Annotated in this window: 12 protein-coding genes; 3 read left to right on the top strand and 9 right to left on the bottom strand. The window is 58.0% G+C overall.

Features of this window, described 5'->3' with window-relative positions:
* Positions 1-25 precede the first annotated feature (25 nt).
* Both groES and dnaK read right to left on the bottom strand, forming a co-directional pair.
* The gene (groES, locus tag QEH57_RS06100; protein WP_309005804.1) at positions 26-316 is read right to left on the bottom strand and encodes a co-chaperone GroES; all 291 of its coding nucleotides are present in this window, start codon (positions 314-316) and stop codon (positions 26-28) included.
* 112 nt (positions 317-428) lie between these two features.
* Positions 429-2375, bottom strand: coding sequence for a molecular chaperone DnaK (gene dnaK, locus QEH57_RS06095; protein WP_309005803.1), 1947 nt, complete (start codon positions 2373-2375; stop codon positions 429-431).
* Positions 2376-2631: 256 nt separating this feature from the next.
* Here dnaK and QEH57_RS06090 point away from each other — a divergent pair, with 256 nt between their 5' ends.
* Positions 2632-3270, top strand: coding sequence for an LON peptidase substrate-binding domain-containing protein (locus QEH57_RS06090; RefSeq protein ID WP_309005802.1), 639 nt, complete (start codon positions 2632-2634; stop codon positions 3268-3270).
* 15 nt (positions 3271-3285) lie between these two features.
* Here the strand turns inward: QEH57_RS06090 and polX are convergent, their stop codons facing one another.
* From polX to menC, 3 genes are read right to left on the bottom strand one after another with little or no spacing between them, the layout of a single operon-like run.
* Positions 3286-5043, bottom strand: a complete 1758-nt coding sequence (gene polX, locus QEH57_RS06085) for a DNA polymerase/3'-5' exonuclease PolX (protein ID WP_309005801.1) — start codon at positions 5041-5043, stop codon at positions 3286-3288.
* A 9-nt stretch (positions 5044-5052) separates the two neighbouring features.
* Complete coding sequence (locus QEH57_RS06080; protein ID WP_309005800.1) at positions 5053-6456, bottom strand: AMP-binding protein; 1404 nt, start codon at positions 6454-6456, stop codon at positions 5053-5055.
* On the bottom strand, positions 6441-7487 hold the full coding sequence (menC, locus tag QEH57_RS06075) for an o-succinylbenzoate synthase (RefSeq protein ID WP_309005799.1): 1047 nt from the start codon (positions 7485-7487) through the stop codon (positions 6441-6443). Before menC ends, QEH57_RS06080 begins: the two co-directional genes overlap by 16 nt.
* Before the next feature lie 52 nt (positions 7488-7539).
* Here menC and QEH57_RS06070 point away from each other — a divergent pair, with 52 nt between their 5' ends.
* A complete protein-coding gene (locus tag QEH57_RS06070; RefSeq protein ID WP_309005798.1) occupies positions 7540-9108 on the top strand; it encodes an IMP dehydrogenase in 1569 nt (522 codons plus the stop codon).
* 104 nt (positions 9109-9212) lie between these two features.
* On the opposite strand, the gene QEH57_RS06065 is transcribed toward QEH57_RS06070, so the two are convergent.
* Entirely contained in the window at positions 9213-9584 is a 372-nt protein-coding gene (locus QEH57_RS06065) for a hypothetical protein (RefSeq protein WP_309005797.1), read from the bottom strand.
* A gap of 182 nt (positions 9585-9766) precedes the next feature.
* Here QEH57_RS06065 and pyrE point away from each other — a divergent pair, with 182 nt between their 5' ends.
* Positions 9767-10336: an orotate phosphoribosyltransferase gene (pyrE, locus tag QEH57_RS06060; RefSeq protein WP_309005796.1), complete on the top strand. Its 570-nt coding sequence runs from the start codon at positions 9767-9769 to the stop codon at positions 10334-10336.
* A gap of 70 nt (positions 10337-10406) precedes the next feature.
* Here the strand turns inward: pyrE and QEH57_RS06055 are convergent, their stop codons facing one another.
* The 3 genes from QEH57_RS06055 to QEH57_RS06045 are packed head-to-tail and all read right to left on the bottom strand — an operon-like array spanning position 10407 to position 14075.
* Positions 10407-11507, bottom strand: a complete 1101-nt coding sequence (locus tag QEH57_RS06055; RefSeq protein ID WP_309005795.1) for a hypothetical protein — start codon at positions 11505-11507, stop codon at positions 10407-10409.
* A complete protein-coding gene (locus QEH57_RS06050; RefSeq protein ID WP_309005794.1) occupies positions 11504-12568 on the bottom strand; it encodes a hypothetical protein in 1065 nt (354 codons plus the stop codon). Before QEH57_RS06050 ends, QEH57_RS06055 begins: the two co-directional genes overlap by 4 nt.
* A 25-nt stretch (positions 12569-12593) precedes the next feature.
* A complete protein-coding gene (locus tag QEH57_RS06045) occupies positions 12594-14075 on the bottom strand; it encodes a hypothetical protein (RefSeq protein ID WP_309005793.1) in 1482 nt (493 codons plus the stop codon).
* Positions 14076-14088: the final 13 nt, after the last annotated feature.

The following is a 14088-nucleotide window of genomic DNA, read 5'->3' as shown; positions in this document are numbered from 1 at the left end:
TGGTTACTTAGTGAACGAAACGAGCTTACGCCTCGATGATTCCGAGGATGTCGTCTTCGCGAACGAGAAGGTAAGTTTCGCCGTCTACCTTCACTTCAGTACCTCCGTACTTGCTAGTGAGGACGCGGTCGCCAACCTTCACGTTGAATGCAACAGCCTTGCCGTCTGCATCCTTGGAGCCCGTGCCAAGCGCGATAACTTCCGCCTCTTGCGGCTTTTCCTTGGCAGAGTCTGGGATGTAGATACCACCACGGACTTGCTCGTCTTCTTCGATGTGCTTGATAAGCACGCGATCACCTAGGGGTTTTACTTTCACTGATGTTGATGCGCTCATATTTTGAGTTAACAGTTTGTTAGATATATAGGTTAATTAATGGAATAGAAAGGGACGCTCCAAAACCGATTGGAACGTCCCAAAATTTTGAATACTAGTCCTTCTTGTCGTCGTCGACGACTTCGAAGTCAGCGTCCACTACGTCTGCCTGCTTGGGCCCCTTGCCCTTGGCTGCGTCGCCGCCACCTTGTGGAGGCGGTGGAGCGCCAGCGCCAGCCGCGTCACCTGCACCTGCTGCCGCAGCCGCTTCCTGGTAAAGCTCCGCGCCGACCTTGGTCAGCTTTTCGAGGGCAGCCTTGATCTCTTCCGGATTGTCGGACTCGAGAGCCTTCTTGCCTTCGGCAATCGCGCCTTCGATCGGAGCCTTCTTTTCAGCGGGAAGCTTGTCGCCAGCCTCGCCGAGCATCTTCTCCATCTGGTAGATGGAAGAATCAAGCTGGTTACGGTTTTCGACCGACTCCTTGCGCTTCTTGTCCTCTTCGGCATGCAGCTCGGCATCCTTGGTCATCTTTTCGACTTCGTCTTCGGAGAGACCGCCAGAGCCAGTGATCGTAATCTTCTGGTCCTTGCCGGTGCCCTTGTCCTTAGCGGAAACGTTCAGGATACCATTGGCGTCGATATCGAAGGTAACTTCGATCTGCGGCGTTCCACGAGGAGCGGGCGGGATGCCATCGAGGTGGAATGTTCCGAGTACCTTGTTGTCCGACGCCATCTGACGCTCACCCTGCAAGACCTTGATCTCAACGGATGGCTGGTTGTCGGAGTAAGTGGAGAAGGTTTGAGACTTCTTCGCTGGAATCGTCGTATTGCGCGGTATCATCGCAGTGGATACGCCACCTGCAGTTTCGATACCGAGCGTAAGTGGAGTTACGTCAAGGAGAAGTACGTCGCGTACGTCACCCTTAAGGACCGCGCCCTGGATCGCCGCGCCAATGGCAACAACCTCGTCCGGGTTAACGCCTTGGTTTGGCTTCTTGCCGGCCAGCTCTTCCGCGATTTGAACCACCTTCGGCATACGAGTCATACCGCCGACGAGCACGAGCTCGTCTACTTCCGAAGTGGACAGGTCCGCGTCGCGCAAGCAGTTCTGGAACGGAACCTTCAAGCGGCTGAAGAGATCGTCGGTGATCTGCTCGAGCTTCGAGCGGGTCATCGAGATGTTCAAGTGCTTCGGTCCCGACGCGTCTGCCGTAATGAACGGCAGGTTGATGTCGTAGGTCGTGGAAGAGGAAAGAGCGATCTTAGCCTTTTCCGCTTCTTCCTTAAGACGCTGCAACGCCATGGGGTCGCCCTTGAGATCGATCCCGTTTTCCTTCTTAAACTCGTCTACGAGCCAGTTGATGATGTGCTCGTCCCAGTTGTCGCCACCCAGCATGGTGTCGCCGTTGGTCGACTTAACTTCGAAAACGCCGTCACCGATCTCGAGGATCGAAACGTCGAAGGTACCGCCACCCAAGTCGAATACCGAGATCTTCTCTTCCGACTTCTTGTCGAGGCCGTAAGCCAAAGAAGCAGCGGTCGGCTCGTTGATGATACGCAGCACGTTAAGTCCGGCGATCTTGCCCGCGTCCTTGGTCGCCTGGCGTTGGCTGTCGTTGAAGTAAGCCGGCACGGTGATAACCGCTTCCGTGATGGACTCGCCGAGGTAGGCTTCCGCATCCGCCTTCAACTTCGCCAAAACGAAGGAAGAAATCTGCTGCGGAGCGAACTGCTCCGTCTTGTCGCCTACCTGACACTCGATGTAAGCGTCGCCATTGTCGGCGCCAACGACCTTGTACGGAAGGTTCGAAGCTTCTTCGCTTAGCTCGGAGAAGCTGCGGCCAATCATACGCTTGGCTGAAAAGATGGTGTTCTTCGGGTTCGTTACCGCCTGGCGCTTAGCTGCCTGGCCTACGAGCCGCTCACCGGTCTTGCTGAACGCCACGATCGACGGAGTCGTCCGCGCGCCTTCTGCATTCGGTATTACGACGGGCTCGTCGCCGTCCATTACTGCCATGCAGGAGTTTGTTGTTCCTAGATCTATGCCTAATACACGTCCCATGGCTAAGGCATGAGCAAACTATGTACCAACGCGGTTTGATTTTCCTCAAACCTCTGCTTATGTGTAACTTACAAATCACATAAAATCACCTGCCCCAGCACCCAAATCCTAAGCAAACAGGCAATGTCCCACTTTCTGTCCCACTTTTTTACATTCATGGGACATCCGCTTCCAAAGCTGTCCCAACTGTGACACGCCTCCAAAGAAAGCCACCGCAGCCTGGAAACTTATCCACCCCGCGCCACTCTCAAGACCTATGACCATCCCCGAAGAACTACCTGCCATGATTCTCCCCGGAACCGTGCTGCTTCCTAAGACAATCATGCCGCTTCGCATCTTCGAAGAGAAATACCGGGCCATGCTCGCCGACTCCCTCGGCGGGGACCGCATCTTCGCGGTCGCGAGCGGGTTGCCCGCTGGCGAACCTCTCGCTAAGCCCGCCTCCAAGGCGGCAGCCTCCCAAATCGCTACCGTGGGCCTCATCCGCATGAGCTCCCAAAACCCCGACGGCACCTCACAGCTAATGCTGGAAGGAACCGAACGCATTAGAGTCGAGGAAGTCACCCAAGAGCATCCCTACCCCATCCTGCGCGTCTCGAAGCTCAACACCACCAATCGCCCGCAAGAGGAGTTCGAGGCGGAAATCGTCGTCGACCTGCTGGATAAGGTCGACGAACTCAGCGATTTGCTCGGGCCGAGCAAGGACGACGCTGCCGACGCCTGCCACGCGATCGACGACCTCGAAATGCTCGCCCATTTCATCATGCAGACCTACTGCACCAGCGAGGTCATGATGCAGCGCACCCTCGAGGCCACGGACCTGGTCGAGCGGTGCAAAATCGTCTCCGATTACCTCCAGCTCCAGATCATGCTGATCAACGACACCGAATGGTAAGCCGCAACCTTCCGCTTACGCTTGCAGACGGCTCAAGTTCGGGCGCCGCTTCGCAAAGGCCTGCTTCACCTCCGCAAGGCTCAAGGCATTAAATACGTTCGCCTCGCCGAGCCAGCCCTTGCGGGCCACGTTCACCCCCGCTTCCACGAAATCGAAGTGCTCGGCCCGGTGCGCGTCCGGATTGATGCTGGTCATCAGGCCCTTCTCCGCAGCCCGACGCCAAAATCTCCAATCCATGTCCAAGCGACGCGGATTGGCGTTGATCTCCAGGATTACACCATTGGCGATCGCGGCGTCGACGACCTTGGCCACATCGAGCTTGTAACCTTCGCGCTTCAATAGAATACGCCCTGTCAGATGACCCAGCATTGTAGTGGCCGGGTGCTCGATCGCTTTGATCAAGCGGCGGGTCATCTCGTTTTCCGGCTGAGTCATCGAAATGTGGACCGACGAAACGACATAGTCCAATTCCATCAAAGTGCTCTCTTCTAGGTCCAAGCTGCCATCGCCCAAAATATCGCACTCGATCCCGCAAAAGACGTGCGTCGAAAACCGTCCCGACTCGTTCAAGGCCACGACCTGAGCGATCTGCTCCAGCACCCGAGCGTCGTCTAGGCCGTTCGCCTGGAAACTCGCCTTGGAGTGGTCCGCCGTGCCCCAATAATCCCAGCCTTTCGCCTGAGCGGCCTCCGTCATCTCCTCCAAAGAACAGCGTCCGTCCGACGCCGTCGTATGGTTGTGGAAGACGCCGCGGATGGATTCCGGCTTGAGCAGCTCCGGCAGCTTGCCCGATTCGGACGCTTCAATCTCCCCTGCCCCCTCACGCAGCTCCGGCACGATGTATTCAAGATCCAAGCACTTGAAAAGCTCCGCTTCGGAAGCGATTACCTTGCTATTGGAAAAGTCCTCGTCGTCGACAGGCTTCAGGCCCCACTCGCTCAAGCTCATCCCACGAGCCAAGGCGCGCTGGCGCATCGCAACATTGTGGTCCTTCGAACCCGTGAAGTGATGCAGAGCGAAGAAGAACTGCTCCGGCGGCACCACGCGCAAGTCAGCTTGCAAACCGCTCTCGAAACGTACGCTGGATTTCGTCTCCCCATGCGCCGTGACTTCCTTCACGCCCTCCTGGGCCACGAACCAGTCCATGATCGGCTTCGGCTCCTTGGAGCCCACGATGAAATCGAGATCCCCAACCGTCTCACGCTTCCGCCTCAGGCTTCCCGCATGGGACGCTTCCACCACTTCCGGCAAAGCTTGCAGCCCCTCCAAGATCGGCTTCGCAACCGCAAACGCGTCCCACCACAGATGACGCTTCCCGTAAGCTTCCCTGTTTTCGATGCCGGCCAGGATCTTCTCAGCGGTCTTCTTGCCGAAGCCCTTCAGGCCCGCCACCGCTCCGCTCTCGCAAGCAGCCTTGAGCTCTTCGATGCTGGAAATGCCCAATTCCTTGTGCATCGCCTTGATCTTCTTCGCACCCAAACCTGGGATCTCCAACATGGATACAAGCCCCGGCTCCACCGAATCCTTGAGCTTCTCGAAAAACTCCAAGGAACCCGTTTGGTAGAGCTCAGTGATTTTCTGAACCAGAGCGTCCCCAAACCCAGCAACTTCCTTGAGCTTATCCGCGGCAACCAGCTCTCCCAGATCCTCCTCCAAGGTCTCGAGCTTGCGGGCGCCGTTCTGGTAGGCGCGAATCTTAAACGGGTTTTCCCCTTTGATTTCGAGTAGCGTCGCTATCTCGTTCAGTACGTCCGCAATATCACTTTTGTTCATTAAAATACTCTACGTTCCAATCTTCGCTTCGAGTTCTCGAAGCATAGGCTTGCCTGCCTCGTTTCTCGGGATCTCGCCCAAGCGTATCCATTTCTTGGGCATCTTGTAATTAGATAGCTCCCTGGCAATCACTTCCCGCAATACGTCCTCGCCCACTCCCCGATCCTGGGGCACGTAGGCGACCGCTAAAAGCTCGCCCCATTCGCGATCCGCCAGCCCAAAGGCATGCACGTCGCTCACCAAGCCGCTCTCTTCGAAAACGATCTCCACCTCGCGGAGATTCACCTTCTCACCCCCTGTAATCACTACTCGATCCGCCCTCCCAAGCACGGTCAGATGCCCTGCCGCATCCATGCGGCCCAAATCGGTGGTCAATATCGATAGATTCGACAGCTTCGAACCATCACCGTAGTATCCACGAAACAATGACATTCCTAGGACCTGTATCAGGCCGACCTCGCCCGCTGGCATGCGCTCGCTCGCCATCTCCTCATTGACGATATCGATCCGCACGTGCGGCAAGGCGCGTCCGTGATGGGATTCGCCCGCCAGAAATTGCTCCGGCGCCAAGGTCGCTACCTGCGCCGCCGTCTCCGTCATCCCATAGGTCGGAGCCAACGGCAGACGCAAGCGCCGCGCCTTTTCCAGCAAACCCACCGGAGCTGGACCGCCGCCGACGAAGATAGCCCGGTATTCGCGCAGCCGCGCCACATTGCTCTCATCCCGCAACAATCGCTCCAGCTGCGTAGCGACCAAAGACAAGAAACGAACATCGCGCGACTCCTTCAGCAGCAGAGCGTGCTCGACGGCGAAACTCTCGATCCTGCCAAACACCACCATTCCCATCGTCAGCAAGGCTCTAACTAGCTGCATGAATCCGCTCACATGATAGAGAGGCAGGACGCAGTGCCCCGCCATCTTGCTGCACGAGAGATGCTGCTGAAAGCCATAGGCCGCCGCCGCAAGCGTGCTCCAGTCATGGATCGCGAAACGGATCCTTCCGGAAGTGCCCCCTGTAGGAATCATCACCCGCAAACGGTTGGCTCCCATCTCGACTTGCTCGGAAGCTTCAGCGCCATCGTTTCGCTGGAACAAAAATTCCCCAGGTTCCCGATCCGATACTTCGAAATGCGCATCGGAAACGCGGCGAGCCGTATCCAATTCCACCCTACCCCAAGTCGGATTAAAGAGAAACAAGTCAACCTCCTCCCGGGCAAAGGCCAGGAAAAGCGCCGCAAAGCTGAGCGGATGCGCCGCCGTGATCGCGACACGCTTGCGCCCAGGTCCGCTGCCTTTAACCAGGTCAGCATAGTTCCGAGCCGATTCGTATACCGCATCCCAGACGCCCTCGAATTGAGGGAACAGCCCGCCATGGGATTCGAAGTCAAAGAGTCTATCTAGGTCAGGTTCCACAGGCTTTCGAAGCTAGCGCTACTCGGTAAGCCGCCATTCTGCAAGAAAGGACCCAGATCCAATCCAATATTCCTGTCTGCGAACAAGCTCTCCACTCCAAAGCCCAATGCCCGAGCCGCCCCTCTCTGACGTACCGCGAAATCAACCGCGTTCGCCGCGCCCACCATCGTCTCCAAGGCGGAGGAGAAAACACAGTCTCCCGCGCCCGACTCCAACTCTCGCTCCAGGTCGACCAGGCTTCCGCAAAGCGACGGCTTGATCACGTACAAGCCCTCCCATTGCTCGTCCCGCCAACGCTTCAGGTCGTCCACCGACCCCACCGACTCGTCCAAGGCCAAAGGCGTCGGAAAGTCAGCCGCCAAACGACGCATTTCCTGCTCTTCCCCCTGCGGCAAGGGTTGCTCGATAAACTCCACCGGCAACTCCGCCGTGCGTTCCAACCAGGCCGCCGCGCTGCGATAGTCGAGCATCCCATTCGCGTCCAAGCGAATCGCCACCTTCCCCTCGCTCAGGTTCATCACCCGGTCCAAGGCCTTCAATTCCTCCAGCAAACTCCCCTTGCCGATCTTAAACTTCAGGCATTGGTAGTGCATCTTCAGCTTCTCCTCGATCGCCTCCTCCGCGTGCAAGCTCGAGACCAACCCGCAAATCGGCCACGGCTGGGAAATCTCCGTCCAACGTCCTTCCGTCGAAATCTGGCGCCGCGCCGACTCCAAGGCCCAAACGAAGCAGGGATAAGCGACCAGCTCCGGTAAAACCAACTCCAGCTCCACCTTCTCCCCCAAGGACTCGGCGACGCCCAAGGCGGACGCGAAGCTCTCCGTTCCGAAACTCACGATCGGGGCCACCTCCCCAAAGCCGACCCTGCCGTCGCCATCTTCCAAGCGGACCAAGATCCCCTCGCGAGTCGCGAAACGCTCGCGCGCGTTCGAGAATTCGCCGGCGAAGCGGCGGCGATAAGCCTTGTATTGGAAGCGATGCATGTGGCCGCGAATTAAGGAGCCTCCCTCGGGCAGAGCAAAATTTTTCAAGTATCTAAGCCAAAATTCTTGATTCCAAACACCCCTCTCCCTAATCCGGACTATGGCCAGCCTGAGTTCAAAAGACTTCAACGAGGACAACTACTATCTTGGCAGCGATGACTTCTTCACCGCCCAACGGGATAATGCGCTGACGTACGACGACGTGTCGTTGGCGACCAACTACACGGAAATCCTGCCGAGAAACGCTTCGCTCGCGACTTCCCTATCGGATCGCCTCAAGCTCAACTTGCCGATCATTTCCTCGGATATGGACACGGTGACCGAGTACCAGATGGCCATCCACATGGCCCTCTCCGGCGGCATGGGCATCATCCACTACAACATGCCCTACCGCGAGCAGGTCTCCCAGGTCACCCGGGTCAAGTACCACATCAACGGACTCCTGCCCAACCCGATCACCATCCCGCAGCACCTGGCGATCGGCGACGTGCTCGCCCTCATCGAGGAAAAGGGCTACAAGTTCCGCACCTTCCCTGTCGTCGACGAAAACGGACGACTGGCCGGCCTGCTCAGCAGCCGCGTGGTCAAGGAGCGCTACAGCAATCTCGCCGTCAAGGACGCCATGGACTCCATCGAGCAAGTTCATACCATGAACCAAAAGGACGTGCTCCACGACCCGATCAAGGTGGCGGACAAGTTCTTCAGCAAGCACATCGGCATCAACAAGCTGCTCGTGGTGGACGACGATCGTTTCCTCAAGGGCATCGTCTCCCTCTCGGACATCGAACGCATCAACGCCGAGTCCCAATCCATCCTTAAGCCGGCCCGCGACTCGGACTTCCGCCTCGTCGTCGGAGCCGCCATCTCCGCCATCCGCAAGCCCGACGGCTCCCTCGACCACGACGCCATCGCCGAGCACGTCGGCAACCTGGTCCGCGAAAAAGTCGACGCCGTAGCCGTCTCGACCGCCCACGGCCACTCCGCCGGCGTCGGAGAAACCGTCAAGTTCGTCCGCCAACAGTTTCCCGACCTCACCATCATCGCCGGAAACGTCACCTCCGCCAGCGGCGTCGAATACCTCGCCGACTGCGGCGCCAACGCCATCAAGATCGGCCAAGGCCCCGGCTCCATCTGCACCACCCGCATCGTGGCCGGTGTCGGCATCCCGCAGCTCACCGCCCTCTACGTCGCCTCCCAAGGCGCCAAGAAAAAGGGAGTTCGCATCATCGCCGACGGCGGCATCACCAAGTCTGGCGATATGGTGAAAGCCCTTACGCTCTCGGACGCCGTCATCCTCGGCGGCATGCTCGCGGGCTGCCGCGAAGCTCCCGGCGAGCTCATCGAGATCAACGGCAAGCTCTACAAAAGCTATCGCGGCATGGGCAGCCTCAGCGCCATGGAGAAAGGATCCGCCTCCCGCTACGGGCAGGACAAGAAGGACACCACCCGCAAGCTCACCGCCGAAGGCATCGAGGGCATGAAGGAAGTCCAAGGCACCGTCGCCGAAACCCTCGCCCCCATGGCAGGCGGCATCCAGGCCGGCATGGGCTACCTCGGAGCCGCCACCATTCCGGAGCTGAAAGCCAAGGCGCGCTTCGTGCGCATCTCGGGCGCCGGCATGATCGAGTCCGCGCCGCACGACGTGATCGAGGTTTCCAAGCGCAGCTGAAGCCCTCCTGACTTTCCTAAAACAAAAGCGGCGACCTCAAAGGTCGCCGCTTTTTTGCTAGTAAAATTGGTTCGATCGCTCCGGGCTCGCCGGAACAAAGCGCCTCAGGAACGCTCGCGAAACTTGGCGGAGGCCGGATCGGCCTTGTGAATCTTCGAGCGAAAAACCTCGCTCCAAACCGAATACATCACCCAAACCCCGAACACGCAGGGGGCCAGCGAGATGAGACCTCGCGTAAAGTCCGTAGGGCGAATCAGGTCCAGAACCGTAGGAATGGCCAAAAAGAAAGCGAATCGCTTGCACGACAACGACTTGCGAGCCAAACGCTCTGGCGAACCTTGAACGTCGACCAACTTCAAGTCCGGCTTCAGCCGCTTAGCCACGTGCTTGAAGTAACGGCCGTAAAAGAGAGCGTAGAAAATCCATACGGATCCCCACATCCAGCTGGAATCGGTTATGCCGTTCGTCTCGTTCATAGTTAGTAAAGTAGTTTGATTTGATAGGCTGCTCGACTGAGTCGAATGCCTCAGGAATAGATCGGCTAATTAGCTAAGAACCTGAGGGACCAGCTTTGTTCCTTCCTCCCCGATCCGCCCCGCGGGGACAAAAGAGGCTTTTTTGCTGGATTGCTTTCCGCCCCCTCGCCAATTTCCCCGCCATGCAATCCACGCAGGACGAAGTTCTAGACATTTTCAAACGTACCAAGGCGCTGCTCGAAGGTCATTTCATCCTTCGCTCCGGCCTACGTAGCCAATACTTCTTTCAGTGCGCCCAAGTTTGCCAGTATATCGGCGAAGTCACCCGCCTGATCGAGCTTCTCAAGCCTAAGCTCGAAAGCGTAGAGTTCGACACCGTGCTCGCCCCTGCGATGGGCGGCCTCGTCGTCGGCCAGGAAGTAGCCCGCCAGTTCGACAAGCGCTACATCTTCGTCGAAAAGGTGGACGACAAGCTCGAGCTGCGCCGCGGCTTCAAGATCGCCAAGGGCGAACGCATCCTCATCGTCGAAGACGTCGTCACCCGCGGCGGCCGCGTCAACGAGGCGGTCGAGATCGTCAAGCAGAACGGCGGCGTGGTAGCCGGCATCGGCGTGCTCGTCGACCGCAGCCAAGGCAAGGTCAGCTTCGAGGCTCCCCTCCACTCCCTCCTGGAAATGGGATTCCCCACCTACGACCCGGAAAACCTTCCCGACCACCTCAAGGACATCCCGGCCATCAAGCCAGGCAGCTGATCCCCGCTCGATCATTCACTTTCAAAAATAAAAAAGGCCCGACAGTCCGTCGGGCCTTTTTCATGAAAACCTAAATTCCGGGAAAGCGGATAATCACTCCTCGCGAAGGAGGAGGCGGCGGCGGGGCCGGATAGCGATCCGACTCGGTGCGGTCGATCTGGTCCAAATTGTCTCGGTTCAATCCGATAAACGCTCCGCCGTGCTCGTAGGTGAGATCATGCATCAGCTTGGCGAACTTAACGCCGGAGTTCTGCAGGATCATCGCTCCGGTATGGATCACGTTCGGAAAGCCAATCGCATTGATGCGGGCGATACGCTTCCCGTCCTTGTCCCTGTTCAGCTTGCGGATTTCCTGCAGCACCGGTTCCGGCTTGCCCGTAAACTCGTCTCCGAAAACGTAGACGCCAAAATGGAAATTTTCGACGTTCGGATCGTAGAGCGTCCGAATGGCGCGACGAATCCCCGGCACCGGGTTACTCTCGCTCTCGTAGGGATAGAGGAAGACCTGGCGCACCATCGCCTCACGCATTTCGGGCGAATCCTGCAACCACTTGCCTCCCATGCGCGATCCCATGATAAAGTGCCCGCTCGCATCCAAAAGCTGGATACCCTTAACTTCCGGATAGGACATCACCACCTCTTCAAACTTGCGCACCACGTGCGGATTGATCCGGTTCGTGCTGCTCTCGCGCATGCTGCCCGAGGTATCGATCACGAAGGCGATGTAGTTGCTTTCCACCGGCACCCCGATCGGAACCGGCTTGATAATCTTCTGCTCGATTTCGGGCTCCGTCTGCAGGGCCGCCAACTCTTCCTTGATCGATTCGAGATCGGTAATGAAGAGTTCCTTCGCCTTCTCCTTGTCGCTGATCTGCTGCTTCAGCTTCGCGATCAACGCTTCTAAAGTATTCCGTTCCTGGTCCTTCTTGCGGCGCTTCGTCCGCTCCAAGTCGAGATGCACGTCCAGCTCGTCCTTGCGGATCTGGTAGTCGGCTAACATCAGCTGCTTCTGCATGACCGTGTTCTCGAGAACCCGCTGCAGCTTCACGATCTCCGTGGCCTGCACGCCCATCGAAACGATGAAAAGCAGGATGATCGCTCCGAAACCGCAACAAATGCAGTCCAGGAACGAGAGGCTGAACACCTCGGTCTTTCGCGTTCTCCGGCTCATATGTCAGGCCACCCCTCCGACGGGCTGATCATCGAGCCGCCGCTCGCGTTCGCAAGACGCCAGAAATGCACCGCCGAACCGGGGTCCGGCATAAGCGGATACATAATCGTATTAACCGGCAAACTGATCTTCAAAGCGTTTTGGGCCATGCGCAGCATCGCCACGCGGTCGTCGTACATAACCTGGCTGCTACCGCTGTAGGAGTCAGCCAAAGTCGGCAATCCATCGCAAATCAGCACCAAGCGATCCGGTTCGATGGGCAATTCGTTCACGATCGCGAAAGCCTTCTCCAAGTTCGCCCCGCCTTCCGGCGTGATATCGTCGATCGCGTTGAGTACCTCCACGGTCAGATTCGAATCCATCGGGTCGAACCAATCGCGACCGAAACCGACCTCGAGTGGCACGAGATCCTTGTTGAAGAAGATGATCTTGTAGTTCGAGCCTTCCTTCATGTTGCCGATCAGCCAACGCAGGGCCAACTTAACCCGCTTCCACTTCGGAGCGTTGCGGCGTTCCTTCTCGCTCTTCTCCGCGTACTCGGTCGCTTCCAGGATCGTGTCCGCCGTCATACCGGCAGACGCCTCGACCAAAAACAAAACCTGGTCTCCCATGATGTCGAAGCCTGTCAGGTACTGGCGGCGATCGGGATTGGGAATCGGAATCGGCGCCTTCTCCTCCTGCTTCGGCATGTTCTTCTTGTCGTCGATCAGCTTGCCGAGCTCCTCTTCGATGGCAGCCAACTGGGCCAGCAACAGCTTCAACATTTCGTCGAGCTCCGTATGGCGCTTCTTCGTCTCGTCGAGCCGAGCGCCGCTGTCCTCCGCCCGCTTGGTCTCGAAGGCAAGGGTCAGCTTCTTGTCCTCGATCTCCTTGTCGTTCTTGGCGATCTCGTCCTCCATCTCGCCGATGATCTCCATGATAGCCGCCTGCAGGTCGTCCATCTCCTCCGCCTTGCGACTGGCCGTAAGCACGAACAGCAACAGCACCGCTCCGAAACCACAGCAAATGCAGTCTAGGAAGGAAAGGCTGAAGACCTCTGTCTCTTTTCTCTTACGGCTCATACGCTACAGGGAAACCGGTCGCCAATCATTGGATACAGTGGATCAGCAACAGTTGCTTCCGACGTCCCGGCAAGGCGACTTCGAAGGAATCACCCGCCCGTAGGCTCGACGCGGATACCGATTCGATGATGGTACTCTTCGACTCAGCCAAAATCCATCTGTCCTCCTCGAACTTGAGACGGCAGAGCTCGACGGGCGATGGAGTCAGGTCCCGCTCCACGACCAAGTGAAAATCTTCCGATTCCCCAAAACCGATGATGAAGTCGCCCGTGCCTAACTCGTAGGCAAGACCGTCGCAAACGATGTGGGTCGGGTTCAAGGACTTGCCCTGCTTCACGAGGCGAATCGCCCCGACCGGCACGCGCGGATGGGCCAAATCCCCTTCCCCCTCTTGCGGCACGTCCAGATTGATTCCCGTCTCTACGCGTACGTCTTCGATGCTTTCCGGCACTTCCCAGGTCTTTCCAAGGTTGGCCGCTCCAAAAGCCGCGCTTTCCGCCGGCAACTGCTTCACGACGCCCACTCCCTGAGCGATGATCGCTTCCTTGAGTCCCTGGATCGCCGCGGCCCGCTCCGACAGGATGACCTGCACCGGTCGATCGCCGTCGCCGTAGTCGTTCACCGCTCGAAGCAAGATCTGGGTCAGCACCTTTACATAAGGGGCCAGGTCCAAAGCCGCGAGGTCACGCGTGACCGTCATCTGACGCGACTTTTCCCGCGTCGAAACCTCCAAACTGGCTTCCCCCGTCTTGCCGAGGTGGAAAAGCATCTCCCTCGTTTGGGCGTGAAAAGCCTGCTCGATCTTCCGGTCCTCGGTGATGTCGAAGGACGTTTGCTTGAGAAAGCGACTGGCCAAGGCGTTGGCGAAGCGTTCCTGCATGGCGTGGAAGCCATTCTGCGGCTGGCGCGAAAAGTAAACCCGCTCCAAGCCAAAGCGCTTGTTGAAGACCGTCACATGGGTCGCGTGCAAAAGAAGATCCAAATGGAAAAGGCGTTCGCCCTCGGCCACTCCCCACAAACCTTCGCTGTAGAGCGACGCCGCAGCCATGTCCACCACGCCGACCACCGGAACCTTCAGGTCGTTGAGGATTCCCAAAAGGATGCCGATCCGCTGTTCCGAAATTTCGTTGTGCTCAAGGTAATGGCCCGGCACCGCGATCACCACCCGCTCCACGTTTTCCACCTCCCTACGAAGGCGAGTCACGAGCTCCGAAAAAAACTTGTAGGCGATTTGCGAATACGCGATGCGCGACTGGCGGCCTTCGAAATTCGTCGACTGCAAGGAAAGCTCGTCGATGAAGGAAGAATTGACGCGGCGTGGAAAAACCTGCCCGAGCTCCTGGGCCTCCGTGCCAAAAACCAGGGCATCCGAATTCGAGCCCGAAAATGCGTAGGCGGGCAATCGCTCCGTCTCGCTGTCTAGCTGTAGCGTGCGCGTCGAGCCGTCATCGTTGATCACGACGCCGTGCACCCCGACATCGCTCAGCTCAATTCCTAGAGTTGCCATACTTGCTGTAATT

Source organism: Pelagicoccus sp. SDUM812005 (genome assembly GCF_031127875.1).
GTDB lineage: Bacteria > Verrucomicrobiota > Verrucomicrobiia > Opitutales > Opitutaceae > Pelagicoccus.
The sequence above is the reverse complement of the archived record's forward strand: the minus strand, read 5'-3'. Positions and strand labels throughout refer to the sequence as shown.